Annotated in this window: 18 protein-coding genes; 13 read left to right on the forward strand and 5 right to left on the reverse strand. The window is 46.9% G+C overall.

Annotation, left to right across the window (positions count from 1 at the left end; translation table 11 throughout):
* Window positions 1–329: 329 nt before the first annotated feature.
* The 7 genes from hyfB (at window position 330) to M0R47_RS18055 (ending at window position 8,541) form a co-directional block, all read left to right on the forward strand.
* Window positions 330–2,456: a hydrogenase 4 subunit B gene (gene hyfB, locus M0R47_RS18025; protein ID WP_292557371.1), complete on the forward strand. Its 2,127-nt coding sequence runs from the start codon at window positions 330–332 to the stop codon at window positions 2,454–2,456.
* Window positions 2,456–3,400 (forward strand): NADH-quinone oxidoreductase subunit H, encoded by a 945-nt coding sequence (locus M0R47_RS18030; RefSeq protein ID WP_292557373.1) that lies wholly within the window; start codon window positions 2,456–2,458, stop codon window positions 3,398–3,400. The genes hyfB and M0R47_RS18030 overlap by 1 nt, the downstream gene beginning before the upstream one ends.
* 97 nt (window positions 3,401–3,497) lie before the next feature.
* Entirely contained in the window at window positions 3,498–4,175 is a 678-nt protein-coding gene (locus M0R47_RS18035) for a formate hydrogenlyase (protein WP_292557375.1), read from the forward strand.
* Complete coding sequence (locus M0R47_RS18040) at window positions 4,172–5,635, forward strand: hydrogenase 4 subunit F (RefSeq protein ID WP_292557377.1); 1,464 nt, start codon at window positions 4,172–4,174, stop codon at window positions 5,633–5,635. The genes M0R47_RS18035 and M0R47_RS18040 overlap by 4 nt, the downstream gene beginning before the upstream one ends.
* Window positions 5,632–7,206, forward strand: coding sequence for an NADH-quinone oxidoreductase subunit C (locus M0R47_RS18045; RefSeq protein ID WP_292557379.1), 1,575 nt, complete (start codon window positions 5,632–5,634; stop codon window positions 7,204–7,206). Before M0R47_RS18040 ends, M0R47_RS18045 begins: the two co-directional genes overlap by 4 nt.
* Window positions 7,207–7,214: 8 nt before the next feature.
* Window positions 7,215–7,730: an NADH-quinone oxidoreductase subunit NuoB gene (gene nuoB / locus M0R47_RS18050; RefSeq protein ID WP_292557381.1), complete on the forward strand. Its 516-nt coding sequence runs from the start codon at window positions 7,215–7,217 to the stop codon at window positions 7,728–7,730.
* Window positions 7,731–7,833: 103 nt separating this feature from the next.
* Window positions 7,834–8,541, forward strand: a complete 708-nt coding sequence (locus M0R47_RS18055; protein ID WP_292557383.1) for a DUF2490 domain-containing protein — start codon at window positions 7,834–7,836, stop codon at window positions 8,539–8,541.
* Between the two features lie 83 nt (window positions 8,542–8,624).
* Here the strand turns inward: M0R47_RS18055 and M0R47_RS18060 are convergent, their stop codons facing one another.
* Complete coding sequence (locus M0R47_RS18060) at window positions 8,625–9,248, reverse strand: hypothetical protein (protein WP_292557385.1); 624 nt, start codon at window positions 9,246–9,248, stop codon at window positions 8,625–8,627.
* A gap of 256 nt (window positions 9,249–9,504) precedes the next feature.
* On the opposite strand from M0R47_RS18060, the gene M0R47_RS18065 reads away from it, so the two are divergent.
* Window positions 9,505–10,242, forward strand: coding sequence for a retropepsin-like aspartic protease (locus M0R47_RS18065; protein ID WP_292557387.1), 738 nt, complete (start codon window positions 9,505–9,507; stop codon window positions 10,240–10,242).
* Between the two features lie 584 nt (window positions 10,243–10,826).
* Here the strand turns inward: M0R47_RS18065 and M0R47_RS18070 are convergent.
* Together M0R47_RS18070 and M0R47_RS18075 are read right to left on the reverse strand one after the other, a co-directional pair.
* Window positions 10,827–11,336: a hypothetical protein gene (locus tag M0R47_RS18070; protein ID WP_292557389.1), complete on the reverse strand. Its 510-nt coding sequence runs from the start codon at window positions 11,334–11,336 to the stop codon at window positions 10,827–10,829.
* A 292-nt stretch (window positions 11,337–11,628) separates the two neighbouring features.
* Window positions 11,629–11,910, reverse strand: coding sequence for a hypothetical protein (locus tag M0R47_RS18075; protein WP_292557391.1), 282 nt, complete (start codon window positions 11,908–11,910; stop codon window positions 11,629–11,631).
* Between the two features lie 369 nt (window positions 11,911–12,279).
* Here M0R47_RS18075 and M0R47_RS18080 point away from each other — a divergent pair, with 369 nt between their 5' ends.
* Window positions 12,280–12,717 carry a hypothetical protein gene (locus M0R47_RS18080; protein ID WP_292557393.1) on the forward strand — a complete coding sequence of 146 codons (438 nt, stop codon included), beginning with the start codon at window positions 12,280–12,282 and terminating at the stop codon, window positions 12,715–12,717.
* 153 nt (window positions 12,718–12,870) lie between these two features.
* Here M0R47_RS18080 and M0R47_RS18085 read toward each other — a convergent pair whose 3' ends face one another.
* Together M0R47_RS18085 and M0R47_RS18090 are read right to left on the reverse strand one after the other, a co-directional pair.
* Window positions 12,871–13,611 carry a class I SAM-dependent methyltransferase gene (locus M0R47_RS18085; protein WP_292557394.1) on the reverse strand — a complete coding sequence of 247 codons (741 nt, stop codon included), beginning with the start codon at window positions 13,609–13,611 and terminating at the stop codon, window positions 12,871–12,873.
* Window positions 13,611–13,910 (reverse strand): DUF1244 domain-containing protein, encoded by a 300-nt coding sequence (locus tag M0R47_RS18090; protein ID WP_292557396.1) that lies wholly within the window; start codon window positions 13,908–13,910, stop codon window positions 13,611–13,613. Before M0R47_RS18090 ends, M0R47_RS18085 begins: the two co-directional genes overlap by 1 nt.
* A gap of 108 nt (window positions 13,911–14,018) precedes the next feature.
* On the opposite strand from M0R47_RS18090, the gene M0R47_RS18095 reads away from it, so the two are divergent.
* The 4 genes from M0R47_RS18095 to M0R47_RS18110 all read left to right on the forward strand — a co-directional run.
* Window positions 14,019–14,351, forward strand: coding sequence for a hypothetical protein (locus M0R47_RS18095; RefSeq protein ID WP_292557398.1), 333 nt, complete (start codon window positions 14,019–14,021; stop codon window positions 14,349–14,351).
* A gap of 21 nt (window positions 14,352–14,372) precedes the next feature.
* Window positions 14,373–14,909 carry a septation protein A gene (locus M0R47_RS18100; RefSeq protein ID WP_292557400.1) on the forward strand — a complete coding sequence of 179 codons (537 nt, stop codon included), beginning with the start codon at window positions 14,373–14,375 and terminating at the stop codon, window positions 14,907–14,909.
* 3 nt (window positions 14,910–14,912) lie between these two features.
* Entirely contained in the window at window positions 14,913–15,215 is a 303-nt protein-coding gene (locus M0R47_RS18105) for a YciI family protein (RefSeq protein WP_292557402.1), read from the forward strand.
* On the forward strand, window positions 15,212–15,458 hold a 247-nt coding region (locus M0R47_RS18110; RefSeq protein ID WP_292557404.1), incomplete at its 3' end, for a BolA family protein. The genes M0R47_RS18105 and M0R47_RS18110, both read left to right, overlap by 4 nt.

Raw genomic sequence — 15,458 nt, forward strand, 5'->3', positions numbered from 1 at the left:
GGAATTTCCTCCCTCCATGGAGGTCAATGCAGATATCGCATAAGGCCATGGATGGACTGTAGTAGAGCACCAACAGTAGGCGCTTTACGACTGCAAGGATGCAGGAGGTAGAGCAATGCAGGAGCAATTGCCGAGGCGCAGCTTCCGCTCCTGCTCACGCTAAGTACCTACATAATCCACAGGGATGTGGTGGCCGCGATTGCTCCAGGCAATCTTGCGGCATTTCCTCCATCCTTGGAGGTCAATGCAGATATCGCAGGAGCAAATATCTGTCCATGTAGGCAACGCAGGAGCAGTCGTAACCCAACTTACGCAATAAGGAGAATTTTATGGTTCTTGGACTAGCTTATGGTGCGGTACTTCTAAGCTTTGCTTCCGGCTTGTTAGGGCTGATGATGAATCAGCGCCAACATGTGCTGGTATTTAGCCGGTATTGGTTTAAAAAATTACCGAGTACCCATGAACATTCTCAATCCGTAGTTTCCGAATGCCTGGAAGAGAACCATTACCCGGCTTTTCTACGGCAAGCGGTGTTTGCTTTGCTGGGGTTGTCCGGTGTTTTCGCGGTATTGGCCGGGTTGAGCGTATTGATCGCCAAAGAAGTGGTTACCGATCAACTTGGCTTAGGGTTGCCTTGGCTGCCCTGGCATGTTCGTTTTGATTGTCTGTCGGGTTTTTTCTTTTTAATCGTCGGCATTGCCACAAGCGCGGTCAGTTTATATGTGCCGGGTTATGTGAACAGTTACGATGAAAGCCGGCATCCTTTTGCAATCTTGGGCTTATTTACCGGGCTATTTGTCGCCGGGATGCTGCTGGTGTTGTTGGCCGATGACGCGTTCTTTTTCATGATTGCCTGGGAGTTGATGTCGGTTGCCAGTTATTTCTTGGTGGCGTTCCAGCATGAAAACTCAGCCAATCGTCGCGCCGCTTTTATCTATTTGTTAATGGCGGAAGTCGGTGCCTTAGCTATTATTCTGGGGTTTGGCGTACTGGCCGGCTTTTCGGACGGTTTTACCTTTGACGCCCTGCGCAAGGCGCACTTATCGACAACCTGGGCCAGCATTGCCTTTATGTGGGCATTATTGGGTTTCGGCATGAAGGCCGGGATTGTCCCTGTGCATGTCTGGTTGCCGGAAGCGCATCCGGTTGCGCCTTCGCATATTTCCGCGCTGATGAGCGGTGTGATGCTGAAGGTCGCACTCTATGGATTGATCCGTTTTTGCTTCGATTTGCTCGGCGACGTGCACTGGCAATGGGGTGTGGTGTTACTGATGCTAGGCACTGTCTCGGCGCTGGGCGGCATCTTGTACGCGATGATGCAGACCAATTTAAAGCGCCTTTTGGCTTACAGCTCGGTCGAAAACATCGGCATCATTTTTATGGTGCTGGGCTTGGCTATGATCTTCATGGCAAACGGTCATCCGCAACTGGCGGCGTTGGGCTTCCTGGCAGCGTTGTTTCATGCCTTCAATCATGCCTTGTTCAAGAATCTGCTATTTCTGGGCGCAGGCATTATTCATCATCAAACCCATCAGTTAAATATCGATATGATGGGCGGACTGATTAAAAAAATGCCGAAATCCAGCATGTTGTTTTTAATCGGTTGCATGAGCATTTCTTCATTGCCGCTATTCAACGGCTTCGTTTCTGAATGGCTGGCTTTTCAGACCGCGTTGCAGGTCGACGTGCTGGACAATGGCGTATTGCGCAGCTTGATACCGGTCGCCGCGGCATCGTTAGCATTAACGGCGGCATTGGCCGCAGCTTGTTTCGTCAAGGTATTCGGCTTGATTTTTTTGGGACAGCCCCGCTCGCATCACTGCGATAAAGCGCATGAAGTCGAAGATAAAGGCATGTTGGCCGGTCCCTCGCTATTGGCGGGCTTGTGCTTTTTGTTCGGAATCTTTCCCGGCCCGGTCATCAGCTTGATCAATAATGTTACCGGGCAATTATTAGGCGAAACTTTGCCGAATGATGCGGCGTTGGGGTGGCTATGGTTGGCTCCGGTATCCAGCAGCCAAGCATCTTACGCGCCGCCTTTGGTTATGATCGGGGCGCTGATTGCCGGTTGCGTCAGCTTTTGGTATTTGCGTCGCGATCCTGCAACGGCGCTACGCATATCGGAAACCTGGGATTGCGGTTTTGGCGGATTAACGCCGCGCATGCAATACACCAGCAGCGCGTTTACGATGCCGTTCCGGCGGATTTTCGCCAAGGCCTGGATTATTGACGAGCGGATCGACAAGGATATGCGAGGCGCAATGAACCAGGACGTCGCGGAGGTTCATTATCAGTTGCAGATTCAGGATCACAGTTGGCCGCGTTTGTATGAACCGATTGAGCGCGGCGTAGACAATGCAGCCAAGCTGGTGGGACGCATTCAAACCGGAAACATCCGGGTTTACTTGGGCTATTCGTTCGTAACCTTAATTATTATGTTATGGGTGATCAGCTGATGAACTGGTTAATCGCTATTTTGCAAACCATACTGTTTGTGATGCTGGCGCCATTGTTGGCGGGTTGGGTCAAATACTGCAAATGCCGATTACAAAACCGCAAAGCGCCATCTCTTTTTCAGCCGTACCGGGATTTAATCAAATTAACCCATAAACAACCCGTCGTCTCAGAGCAGGCCTCCTGGCTGTTTATTAAAGCGCCGTATATTATTTTTTCGGCGACGGTACTGGCGGCGACCGTTGTGCCGTTGATTGCCGTCGATTTACCGACTTCGGCCAGCGCCGACGTCATTGTGATGGTGGGTTTTTTCGCTTTTGCCCGGTTCTTTCTGGCGCTGGCCGGATTGGACGTTGGCACCGCATTCGGCGGCATGGGCTCATCGCGGGAAATGACCATTTCATCGCTGGCGGAACCTGCGATGTTGATGGCGATTTTTACCTTGACCATGACGGCCTCAACGACCAACTTATCGTTTGCCATTACTTATCTGCTCAATGACGGTTTGGTCTTGCGCCCTTCGTTTGTATTTGCCCTGGCGGCTTTGGTATTGGTTGCCGTCGCTGAAACCGGGCGTATTCCGGTAGATAATCCGGCGACGCATTTGGAGCTGACCATGATTCACGAAGCGATGATTCTTGAATACAGCGGTCGTCATCTGGCGCTGATTGAATGGGCAAGCCAGTTGAAGCTGATGTTGTACGGCGTACTGATCGCCAATATCTTTTTCCCTTGGGGTATCGCCGAAACTTTTAGTATTCAGGCGTTAGGCTACGGTTTGCTGGCAATTATGGGCAAGCTTGGCGTATTGGCGATATTCCTGGCGATGTTGGAGACGTTGTTTGCCAAAATGCGCCTGTTTCGGGTGCAGGAGTATTTGAGTTTCGCTTATTTGTTAGGGCTGCTTGGGTTGTTGAGCCACATTATTTTGGAGGCGGCACGTTGAAGAAGGCGAAGGGCAAAGGACGAAAGGCGAAAACCGAGCATCAAATCCAGCCTTTAGTCCTTCGTCCTTTGCCCTTCGCCTTTTGGGAATCTTACTCATGAACATTGAACAATTAGATTTTTATACGCAGGCTATTTTATCAATGGCTGCATTAGTAGGGCTGACTTCGTTCCTGATGTTAGGGCAGGGGAGATTGCTACGGCTGATTTTTGTGTTTGCCTTGCAGGGGTTTTTGTTAACCTTGACTACGGCATTGTCGGCGTACAGCCTGAACAACCATCATTTGTATATTTCTGCGGTGCTGACCCTGGTATTGAAAGTGGTGTTTATTCCGTGGATGTTAAGACGGCAGGTTCTGCAAATGAATATGCATCGCGATATTGAGGCGTTAAAAAATAACACCTTAGTGATGCTGGGCGGAGCCGGTCTGATGCTGTTCAGTTATTACGTACTGCATCCTATTGTGCAATCTTCATCGGTGGTTATGTTGAACGCGCTGGTGGTCAGTCTGTCTGTGATGCTGCTGGGCATGCTGTTGATGATTTCGCATCGGCAGGCTATCGCTCATGTGGTCGGCTTTATGTCGATAGAAAACGGTTTGTTTTTCGCGGCCATCGTCGCAACCAATGGTATGCCGATGGTGGTTGAACTGGGTGTTGCGTTCGACGTGCTGGTGGCGGCGGTGCTGTTCGGCATCTTTTTCCTGCACATCCGCACCAGTATCGATTCGCTGGACGTCGATCTGTTGAACAAGCTCCACGAGGTGGATAAATGATTGCCGCCTATTTGGTGTTGTTAATACCGTTGGTCGGCATTGTATTTTTCGCGCTGGCAGGGCATAGGGAAGACAGCGGAAAACTCAATGTCCGGTTCAATGCCGCTTGTTTGCTGGCGACCATCTGGCTGGCGATTAACGTGCTGAATCAAGGCACGATTGTGTCATCAGGCAGGGCTTTTTTAATCGACCCGTTTAATGTGTATTTAATTGTGTTGACGGCTTTTGTCGGCTTCACCACGTCGATATTTTCGTCGCCTTATATGGCGCATGAAAAGGAAATCGGCAAGCTCACTGACGGCCGCTTAAAACTGTATCACTCGATGTTTCAAGGTTTTATGCTGGCTATGTACCTGGTGCTAACTACCAATAATATGGGCATCATGTGGGTAGCGATGGAAGGCGCGACGTTGGCAACCGTACTGTTGGTCAGTTTGTACCGTACCCCGGAATCTATTGAAGCGGCGTGGAAATATTTTATTTTGTGCGGCGTGGGCATTGCCCAAGCCCTGTTCGGCACCATTTTGCTGTATTACGCGGCAGTGCAGATTGGCGATGGCGATAATGCTTTGCTGTGGACGGTACTTTACGAAAATGCGGCTAAGTTAAACCCGGAAATTCTTGAAATCGGCTTTGTTTTTATGTTGATTGGTTATGGCACGAAAATCGGCTTGGTGCCTTTGCATAATTGGCTGCCGGACGCCCATTCGGAAGGCCCGACACCGATGTCGGCGGTATTGTCGGGATTGTTGTTAAACGACGCCCTTTACGCCGTGGTGCGCAATAAAATGCTGGTGGATGGGGCGACGCATTCCAGTATGGCGGGATTTCTGATGATGGGCTTCGGCATGCTGTCGTTTCTGGTCGCTGCGATACTGCTGCACCGGCAAAAAGATATTAAAAGGCTGTTCAGTTACTCATCCATTGAGCATATGGGACTGATGACGTTTGCGTTCGGCATCGGCGGCCCGCTAGCCACTTTTGCCGCGTTGCTGCATATGACCGTGCATTCGTTGACCAAGTCGGCCATTTTTGTGACGGTAGGCCATGCGGCCCAGCTTGCCGGAACCCAGAGAATAGCGCAGATACGCGGCTTGATTAAAACCCAGCCCAAGATCGGCTGGGGATTGCTGATCGGCACCATTGCCATTGCCGGGTTTCCGCCGTTTGGCGTGTTCACCAGTGAGTTTCTGGTACTGTTGGCCACCATGCACAGTTATCCCTGGCTGACGCCATTGCTGTTGCTGGGTATCGGTATCGCCTTTGCCGGACTGTTCAGGCATATACAGCCGATGGTTTACGGCGACAGGCCCGAAAACCAAAACCCGATTACCGCCAACTTGTGGCCGGTCACGATACATCTGGCCTTGGTGCTTTGGCTGGGTCTGGCTATACCCGGTTTTCTGGCGCACTGGTTTTCACAGGCGACACTACTAATTTCCGGAGGTACGCCGCTATGAATTCTTTAGATTGGGCTGCGGATTTTTTAGACAGGCTGAGCCCGGATATTGCGGTTATCCAGATCGATATACCGTCATTCAAACTGTGGCAAATCGAAAGCCACGCCTGGCAGCGGTTTGCAGAATTGGCTATGCAGCAGAATTTGCGCTGGGCTGCCGGTTGGGCGGAACAGATGCAGAACCGGTTTTTCATTAACGCCGGTTTTGAAAAACACGGCGAATATATTCTGCTACGCACCATCATTAATAGTTCAAACCCGGAGCTGCCAAGCCAGGCCACAGTCTATCCGGCTGCCAATCGCAGTGAACGCCATACGCAAGACATGTTCGGGATTAAATTTATCGGGCATCCCGATAACAGGCGTTGGACGAGGCATCAAGGCTGGATTGAAGCAAACTACCCGCTACGGAAAGACTTCCCGGTTCAGGGTGCGCCGGTAGGTATCACGCCGCCTGACGTGGATTATCCGTTTATCAAATCCCATGGCGCCGGCGTTTATGAAATTCCAGTGGGACCTGTGCATGCCGGGATTATTGAGCCCGGACATTTCAGGTTTCAGGCCGTCGGCGAACTTATCCTGAATCTGGAAGAACGCTTGGGCTATGTGCATAAAGGCATAGAGAAGATTGCCGAAGGTAGAGAACCTGAGTCCTTGGCAAGACTGGCCGGACGTGTCTCCGGCGACGCCACTGTCGGGCATTGCTGGGCGGCCTGTATGGCTATGGAGCAAGCGGCCGACGTTAAAATCCCGCCTCGCGCCGCATTAATACGCGGCATTCTGGCGGAACGGGAACGCGTTGCCAACCACATGGGCGATATGGGGGCGATCTGTAATGATGTTGCTTTTGTGTTCGGGCAAATGCAGTTTACCCGTTTGCGCGAACTCTGGCTGCGCACCAATGCCAAGGTGTTCGGCCATCGCCTGTTGATGGATAAAATTGTTCCAGGCGGCGTTGCGTGTGACCTGTCGGATGAATCCTGTGCCTTGATCAAAAAAGATCTAGCTGAATTAAGAGCAGAGCTGACGGAAGTCATACTCGCGCTGGATCTTAATACGTCGCTGGAAGACCGGTTGTATACGGCGGGATTTTTGTCTGAAGAAACCGCCGCTGCATTTGGAACCGTAGGTTATGTTGGACGTGCCAGCGGACAGGATAAGGATGTGCGCCGCGATGCGCCTTATGCGCCGTATGATCAGGTAACGGTTAAGGTTGCAGTGGAAAATCAGGGCGATATTGCCTCCAGATTTTGGGTGAGGTACAAGGAAACTGGGGCCGCTTTACGGCTGATAGAGAATTTCATCGACCGGCTTGATGCCGGGGACCTGCGCACCGAGTGGCAAGTACCGCCGGCAGGCAGTGAAGGTTTGGGCATTGTCGAGGGCTGGCGTGGCGAAATCATCAGCCATGTCCGATTTGACGCCGATAACAAAATCGCCCGGTTTTACCCGCGCGATCCCAGTCAATTGAATTGGCCCGCACTGGAAAAACTGGTGCTGAATAATATCGTTCCGGACTTTCCTGTCTGCAACAAATCTGTAAACTGCTCTTACTCAGGCAATGATTTATAGGAAGAACGATGCTGAGGCTTTTTAAAAAAATCTTGACCACCGGTGTCGTCACTGAGCCATTCAAGGCTCCAAAAGATGATGAACTTGAGCAATTGGGGATCCAGATCAAACGGCAAATAGACCGGCATTTTTCCGGCAGCATCGCAATACGCCAAGTCGATGCAGGCTCCTGTAACGGCTGCGAACTGGAAATTCATGCCTTGAATAATCCCTTTTACGATATTGAACGTTTTGGCGTTCATTTTGTAGCGTCGCCAAGACATGCCGACGTGCTGCTGGTCACCGGGCCGGTTTCAAGACACATGCAATCCGCGTTACTGCGTACTTATGAAGCGACACCGAACCCGAAATGGGTGGTTGCAGCAGGTGATTGCGCGGCCTGCGGCGGTGAGTTCGGCGTGTCTTACGCCAGTTGCGGTGCAGTAGCCAATGTCATTCCGGTCGACATGGTGATTTCTGGTTGCCCGCCCACACCATTGGCGTTGATGAAAGGATTGTTGGGTTTGATGGACGCTAGGAAATAAGAAAAATCGCAGGATCTACTCGGGTATGGACGTGCTGAGGTTATATAATGGGGCAGGGTAGCGATCAGGAAGCCTGTCAAAATATAAAATTTAAGTAAAAAATATGATTAAGAAAATAGCGTTATGGGCAATTGCTGCCGCGATTTTAGGGGCAGTCAGCATGCCTTCTATGGCAGACGACTTGCTTCAGGATGCCGGTAGCTGGATGCAAGTCGTAGGCGAGGGCAGTTTGAAAATTGTGGATCCCAAGCTGGAAAAAGGGCGTGTCTGGCTGGAAGGCCAATCCCGTTTTGACGACGACTGGAATCATTGGTATCAGGGGATGGTACGCGCGGCGGTGGGCTATTCGCTCAGCGACCGGGCCACTATTTGGGCGGGCTATACGTGGTTGCCTACCCAAAATGTCGGCAAGGACTATGTTTCCCAGCAAGACGTTTGGCCGGCATTTCGTTATATATTATCCACTGATATCGGGACTTTCAGCTTTAGAACAATGATTGAAAGCAATTTTATACAAGGCGATGATGTTCGCTTCAGACCGCGGCAAATGCTCCGTTTTATGCATCCTCTGGAGTTTGAGCCGCGTTTAAGCTTGATCACGTGGGATGAGTTTTTCATTCGGGTTAATTCAACAAAGTTCGGCGGGCAGGCCGGTTTCGACCAGAATCGTATATTTGCCGGCCTGGGTTGGTCCTTTAATCAAAGCTTCCGGGCTGAAGCGGGGTATCTTAACCAATATCTGGATGACGCCACCCACACGGATAACATTATGCATCACTTGATTATGGGCTCGATGTATATCAACTTTTAATTCAGCCTTCGACAATTGTCCTACCGATGGCAACGAAGCGCATCATGTAGATTTTTGATGCGCTTCGTAACATTCACCACATGCTACGCACTGCGATTCTCATAATTGTAGATCAGCCGCTCCATAGCTTTTTTATCCTTTAAGCATTGATCTATTTGGGTGATCAGCATCGTGTAGTAATGTCGGCGTAAAACAGAATCGCTAGGGCACTGAGGAGCGAGCTCTTCGATCATAGTGCATAAGTGACTGAAATAATGCCGTTTTAATACTGAGTCCTCAGGGAGTCCGGTATTGCTGATTTTTGCGGGAATCTCAATATTGCTTACGGGCTTTTTGACAGGTTCAGGTGCAGAAGTAACGGCTTTAGCATCGGCTATTTGCGGGTTTACGGCGGAAGTCTCAATGTTGCTTACGGGCTTTTTGATAGGTTCAGGTATTGAGTCAGTAATAACTTTGGTATCGGTTATTTGTGAGTTTACGGCAGTAGGTTCAGCTTTGGCTTCGGTCTTGGGAGCCGACTTGGTTTCCGGCGGCTGCTTTTCTTGCTGCGGTGGATATTTAGCTTCTTTTTTAAGCGGTTCTTTCGGTGCGTATTTAAGTGGTTCGTTTGATGCGTAACCTGATGAGCTTTTTTTGCGCTTCTTTAAAAAAATCATTATTGCTATTAACAAAACGACAAGCATCACTGTGATTCCAAATTCGACCATAATAGCTCTCCCGATTTTGAGTTGTAATTATTGGATGTTTAAGCATTTATTTAATGTATGCCGATCAAAAAGCTATCATGAATTGATGAGGTGGGCAATAAGCATCAATGCTAGTCATAGCGCAGCGAATCTGCCAAAGTGAAGTTGCATGGATAGCGATGGAGCAGGGCGGCGGCAATTTCCAATTTTGATTTTTTTGCTGTGATGATAGGATGCTAACGTATAAAATCATTCTAAATATTTCATTGGGACGAATATGGCACGGTACAGCACGCATAAACCACTCAAACGAGGTTTTGGATTTAAACATGTTCTATTTTTATTTGGCGTACTGTGTTTTATTATTTTTTCGGCAAATGCTTTTTTGACCAAAATACAGGCACTTAAAACAGCTAACTCTCAAGCAATTAAAGCAAATCCGCATGACTTAATTACTGGAGGCATTATCTTGCGTGCTGATGCTGCCGGGCATTTCAGAGGGACAGCACTAATTAACGGCTACTCAATGCCATTCGTGATTGATACCGGTGCAACGCATACCATTATTCCGGCAAAATTGGCAGCTGCTTCCGGTTTACCTGTGGGGCGTACAATTCAAACAGAAACAGCGGGTGGTAAAGTTTTTGATCAGTTAACCCATATCGACAGCTTAAAAATTGGTACAGCAGAAATAAGCAATCTTAATGCCAGCATTAATCAGCATCTTGATGAAGTGCTTATAGGCATGAGTACGTTAAGGTATTTTCATATTACGCAAGATATAAACACACTAACACTGGTGGCATTTACCAAACCTGAAGAAATTGCCGAAATTGAAAAGAGCTTAACCGTTCCTCCGCCAGCACAACCCAGATGGGTTGCCCAGCCGGAGCCTTCCTTTTATCAGGCACCTATGAGTCCGCCTCAGACAAGTCAACCTCCAAAAAATGCAAGAACTACTTGGACAAAATCAGTAACTTGTAACGACGCTCGATGTACAACCAGTTACAAGTAATTTGGATGCTTATCGTCGTTTTCAATCATCCTGCGCAGTTTAATTTAATTAGCAAGGTTCGTAGGCTAATAACGAAAAATCCTGATGTTTTGTAATCAGCCGATCAGCTTAGCAGCCAGCTTGGGATTGTCATATCACGGTTATTACGCGCTTTGAGGGCTTTTTGGACTGCGAAAGCTTAAACATGTTACTTCGCATAATGTATATTATGTTAAATTATATCAATATGCGTATTATCTTTTATCGGCATAGCTCTTGCGTTAGCCATCCATCCCTCTTATAGCACAGAGTCAATTTAATAGCCGCAAGAAAGAGCAAGCTGCCGAACTATTAGGCGTAACGGTTACGGAAATTGACAGAATAGACACCAACGGAGCGCCGATCATGGCCGAACGGCTGGATAGCAAACGAATTGCAATATCTGGCTGGGATGGTTGGCTATTCAGCCGAGGAACGCTGAGATATAAAGAACAGCAATGGCGACCCGATATTATTCTGGTCCCGATTCGAAGTAGAACGCAGCAGCCGGCTGGAATCGCAATTAAAGCAACTGCATAGCTGGAAAGGCTTATAAAAATAGCGAGTCATTTATTCAAAGCCTCATAAGCTTTTCTAGCCCTAATAAATTCATTGGCACAATGTATCCGCGTTGCGTCATCTTTAATGTCATAGCATTCGGGCGGCTTTTTGTATTGGGATTTAAAGTCCGCCACATCATTCTGTGCCTGTTTATAGGCTTTTTGACTGTTTTCTATGACCTGCTGTCTTTTTTCGATCTGCTTGCCAATAGTGGTGCCTCGCAATATTTCTCGGCTCATACCGTTGATCAGTTGAGATGCTGCTGTTCTTGATGGATCAATCACCACAGCTCGAACCGAATCTGTAGAGCTTGCATTAATAGACTGATTTTGTTGAACATTCGTTCCGATTTGGGCTATTTTCAAGGGCTTATTGGATGTTAATTGCTGTTGACTCTGCTGAAACGCATCGCCGATGCCATGCAATACCGCACCAACAAATAGCATCCACCCACCCGTTGTGATGATCCCGGCTAAAACGATTCCAAGCGCTACGCCGAAGGCGATTTTCCACATTGTTTTTCCTTTTACTTGCCAATAAATAGCTACTTTAACATGGACCATGAGTTGACAGAACAGTCAGTAAGAGAATTAACAAATTGAACATTACGCACCACCTGTACAGGGCTGATTCCCTGCTGAGGCTCAGGTGTTAAAGCTGTTGATTAGGGGGATAAAGGCGCAGCCGGTTAAAGATTATTCGTTACCGTTACGTTTATTGTTTGAGCCATTCAACACGCGCTGACAGACCGCAGGCCTACTTAATATTATCGTGCTTTCTGAAAACCTCAGAGTTGGCAACCGCGTATCAACCCAAATCAGTTAAAAATTGCTGCAACTGCGCTTGAAGCTCAGCAACCAATTTCAAGGCGTTGTCGCGTTCAATCGTCAGCCGCTCTATGGTTTGCGCCAATGCCTCGAGGGATTCCCGGGACGCCCTATCGCTAGTCTTGGAAGCGCCTTGAGCTTTGTGTCGCCGCCTATATTCGCGCATGCGTTCGGCATTGCTCTTGGCTCTTCCTGTTACCGGACGACCACGGCGTTTTCCTTTGGATAGATCGGTTGTAACTGTGTCATTTGCGTCTTTCATTTCCGTAACTCGTTACGTTAAATTTTATTTATTGTAATGCGTTACGATAATAAGTAAATCATTTTTGTAATTCGTTACGAAAATTTTGAGCCTACATAACCGTATGTTTCAAACTCGCCACTTTTGATCAGGTTTTTGAGCGGCATGTCCAGCGGGTCAAGACGTTATAGGGTAACTCTTGCCGTTCTTGCTCAGCAGGACGCCGAGCTCTGCCTGCGTTACCTTGTGGCTTAGCTTCATGCTTTGAAATATTGATTGTCTCTTATTTTACGATCTTAATGAACGGATGACATGAAGCAATAATTGACTTGTTGACTTTTAAACTGTTAATTTGTCGTTTTCAGAAACAATATCAGACCAGATTATTTAATGAAAAATATAATATTCATATTGGTTGTAGTATTTTTTAGTTCGAATTGTATCGCTGATGCTAGAGTTTTAGCGGAAATACTGGCGAAAGCAAACGCTAGGTCTAAAGCCAGTGCTCTAAAAAATAAAAAGCCAATGAATAGAATTAAGCTGGTAAGTAATATTTCAAAAAATGTAAAGCCAAAACAATTTAAAGATAAAAAGCCGAAAGATATAGTCATCTCGGAACAGTTGGAAGTTAGAAATAATCTCGCTTATCTACCAAATCAAAACACACCTTTTACCGGTAAACATAGGGAGTTTCATCCGAATAAAAATAAATATATTGAAACAAATTATAAGGATGGAAAGAAAAATGGATTACTTGTACTGTGGGATGAATACGAGCATAAAGTTGGTCAATTAACTTTTATAAATGGGAGTTATCAGGAAAATTAACTTGTAGCTCTCAGACAAACCATTATTGTCCACTTTCGGCCAAGAAGCTAATTTCTACGAACACCTCAATAACCCTTTAGCGCAGCCCTACCTTGGATTACCTCAGCTGTAATAATGAGCTATGACATGTTCGTGATATATTCCAAGCTAAATTTATAAGTCCGGCTTTGTGGCTGTAACCAGCGCATTGACTTCAAGCCTATGGCTAAGAGTGACGTTTGAAAATCCAGCGTCGCGTAACTGCTCCAATGCAGTCGACTCACGCATGACGTGGTTTTCCGACTCATCGCTAAACAAATGCACTATCCAATGCTCCAGCACGTCCAATTTGTTTATCTGGGTTAGCGTTTTGAAGTAACCGCTGACTTCCTGCTGTATGGTACGCGTATGTTCGGAAATATCATCCAGGCCATAACGGTCGCCGTTAATAAATTGTCCTCCGGGTTTTAAAACCCGGAAAATTTCTTGCATGACTTCTTGGCGGTAAGTGTCGAGAAAGTTGTGCAAGGTATAAGCTGAGGCCACGATATCGATACTGTCAGCTGCAATGTTTTTTAATGCTGACAAAGCATCATCGCCGCAAAATTCCAGTTTGCCTTCTGCTGCCCACTTGTGCAGATGTTTTTTTGCCTGTTCCTGCATAACCGGCTCGTTATCTATGCTTAGGATATTAAATTTATCTGAAGCAGTTAATAGCGATAAGGTGGTAATGCCGGTGCCGCCGCCTAATTCTACAACGGTAAAGTTTTCGGTTGCTTGCGCGGCATACTCAGAAGAGGCAATGCCGACTAATCGGCTCATTTCGGTTGCTATGGGGCAAATTAAGTTGAGCAGATCATAGCCTTGCCCTATCACGCCGGAAAACATGGCGTCGTATCCTGGTTTATTCAACATTATAATTGGCCTTGCTGTTTGCGTTCGTAAGCGGCTAATTGTTCGGGCGTAGCTTCGGTTTGGAATTTATCTTTCCATTCGTTATAAGGCATGCCATAGATGAATTCCCTGGCTTGTTCATAATCCATTTCTATGCCCTGCTCTACTGCTTCGGCCATATACCATTTAGCCAGACAGTTTCTGCAAAAATCCGCCAATATCATTAAATCGATATTTTGAACATCGGTGTTTTTTTGCAGATGATTGAGTAAGCGTCTGAATGCCGCAGCTTCTAATTTTGTTTGTGTGTTTTTGTCCACAATTCTCTCCGAAAATAATAGGCATTTTAGCAGAAACAGGTATTCAAGCATGTACATTCCGCATCAAAAATTTTACAATGAACCACGGCATAACGACTTGCTTCCTACATGAGAATTCATAGTTCATCATTAACTTTTTCGCCTATAAACCTTAACCAGAAAGTTGGTCGGAATAATAGCGCGCAAGTTAAAGACGAAAATGAGCTATCTGTTGCAAAAGATGCTCAGAACAACAAAATTAATCAGCCTTCTTCATCTGAAGAGATTAAAAAAACACGGAATGATATTAGCTTAACCATTGATTTATCTGGTCAAGACAATATTATTAAACCTACCGACTCGCGAACCTTAAGAGCACTTTCTGCCTATAACCAGGCATTCAATGCACCACTGCAAGACCAACGTGCTCAATTGATTACAGGAATAGATGCTTACGCCTGATCATCCTACTTTTGGCTACTAATGAAACAGCTTTTCGAATTTTTCCCAATACTTTTATTTTTTATTGCGTTCAAGTTTTACGACATCTATGTCGCTACCGCCGTTGTTATTGCGGCAACCATTATCCAAGTAGCTTATGCCTGGTTTAAACACCGCAAGGTTGAAACCATGCAATGGATTACCCTTGGATTGATTCTGGTGATGGGCGGCGCAACACTTTATTTGAAGGATGAGCAATTTATCAAATGGAAACTATCAATTATAGAATGGCTATTTGGTGCGGCCTTTCTGGGCAGTCAGTATATTGGTAAAAAGCCCTTCATTGAAAAAATGCTGTCCGGCAGTTTAACCTTGCCTGCATTAGTTTGGAGGCGATTAAACACTTTATGGGGCTGCTTTTTCATCAGCGTGGGTTTTATCAATATTTATGTAATGTACAATTACAATACCGACGATTGGGTTACCTTTAAGACATTTGGCGTACCGGCATTAATGGTTGTTTTTATTTTGATCCAAATGGTGTTTTTATATAAATACATACCCGATACGGAGGAGTAGAACTTGTTATATGCCATTATTAGCGAAGATGTAGCGGATAGTCTGGAAAAAAGACTATCCGTACGCCCTGCACATCTGAAACGGTTGCAGGAGCTACAGGACGCTGGACGACTGATTCTAGCGGGCCCCCACCCTTCAATTGACAGCGACAATCCCGGCACGGCCGGTTTTACCGGCAGTCTGGTAGTTGCCGAATTTGACAGCCTGGCTGATGCCCAGCAATGGGCTAATGTCGATCCCTACATCAATGCCGGGGTTTATGCCAAGGTTACCGTTAAACCATTTAAAAAGGTTCTTCCACAATGACATCCGAATTAATTAGACAACTTTTAAATGATGCCTTTAAACCGGAACTTCTAGAAATTATTGATAACAGTGCCGCTCATGCCGGACATGCCGGTGCGCGGAGCGGCGGTGGTCATTATCATGTCACAATTGTTGCTGAAATTTTTGAAGGTAGATCTTTGGTTCAGCGGCACCAGCTTATTTATAATGCGCTGGGCGACATGATGAAACAACAAATTCATGCCTTAGGCATTAATGCTCTCT

It is taken from the genome of Methylobacter sp. (assembly GCF_023227905.1).
Taxonomy (GTDB): Bacteria; Pseudomonadota; Gammaproteobacteria; order Methylococcales; family Methylomonadaceae; genus Methylobacter_A.

Bases quoted from the DNA above. Each gene is read 5' to 3' on its own strand.
- M0R47_RS18065 (WP_292557387.1), top strand. From the start codon at position 9,505: ATGGCACGGTACAGCACGCATAAACCACTCAAACGAGGTTTTGGATTT.
- M0R47_RS18040 (WP_292557377.1), top strand. From the start codon at position 4,172: ATGATTGCCGCCTATTTGGTGTTGTTAATACCGTTGGTCGGCATTGTA.
- M0R47_RS18100 (WP_292557400.1), top strand. From the start codon at position 14,373: ATGAAACAGCTTTTCGAATTTTTCCCAATACTTTTATTTTTTATTGCG.
- hyfB (WP_292557371.1), top strand. From the start codon at position 330: ATGGTTCTTGGACTAGCTTATGGTGCGGTACTTCTAAGCTTTGCTTCC.
- M0R47_RS18085 (WP_292557394.1), bottom strand. From the start codon at position 13,611: ATGTTGAATAAACCAGGATACGACGCCATGTTTTCCGGCGTGATAGGG.
- M0R47_RS18075 (WP_292557391.1), bottom strand. From the start codon at position 11,910: ATGAAAGACGCAAATGACACAGTTACAACCGATCTATCCAAAGGAAAA.
- M0R47_RS18030 (WP_292557373.1), top strand. From the start codon at position 2,456: ATGAACTGGTTAATCGCTATTTTGCAAACCATACTGTTTGTGATGCTG.
- M0R47_RS18080 (WP_292557393.1), top strand. From the start codon at position 12,280: ATGAAAAATATAATATTCATATTGGTTGTAGTATTTTTTAGTTCGAAT.
- nuoB (WP_292557381.1), top strand. From the start codon at position 7,215: ATGCTGAGGCTTTTTAAAAAAATCTTGACCACCGGTGTCGTCACTGAG.
- M0R47_RS18070 (WP_292557389.1), bottom strand. From the start codon at position 11,336: ATGTGGAAAATCGCCTTCGGCGTAGCGCTTGGAATCGTTTTAGCCGGG.
- M0R47_RS18060 (WP_292557385.1), bottom strand. From the start codon at position 9,248: ATGGTCGAATTTGGAATCACAGTGATGCTTGTCGTTTTGTTAATAGCA.
- M0R47_RS18045 (WP_292557379.1), top strand. From the start codon at position 5,632: ATGAATTCTTTAGATTGGGCTGCGGATTTTTTAGACAGGCTGAGCCCG.
- M0R47_RS18035 (WP_292557375.1), top strand. From the start codon at position 3,498: ATGAACATTGAACAATTAGATTTTTATACGCAGGCTATTTTATCAATG.
- M0R47_RS18095 (WP_292557398.1), top strand. From the start codon at position 14,019: ATGAGAATTCATAGTTCATCATTAACTTTTTCGCCTATAAACCTTAAC.
- M0R47_RS18055 (WP_292557383.1), top strand. From the start codon at position 7,834: ATGATTAAGAAAATAGCGTTATGGGCAATTGCTGCCGCGATTTTAGGG.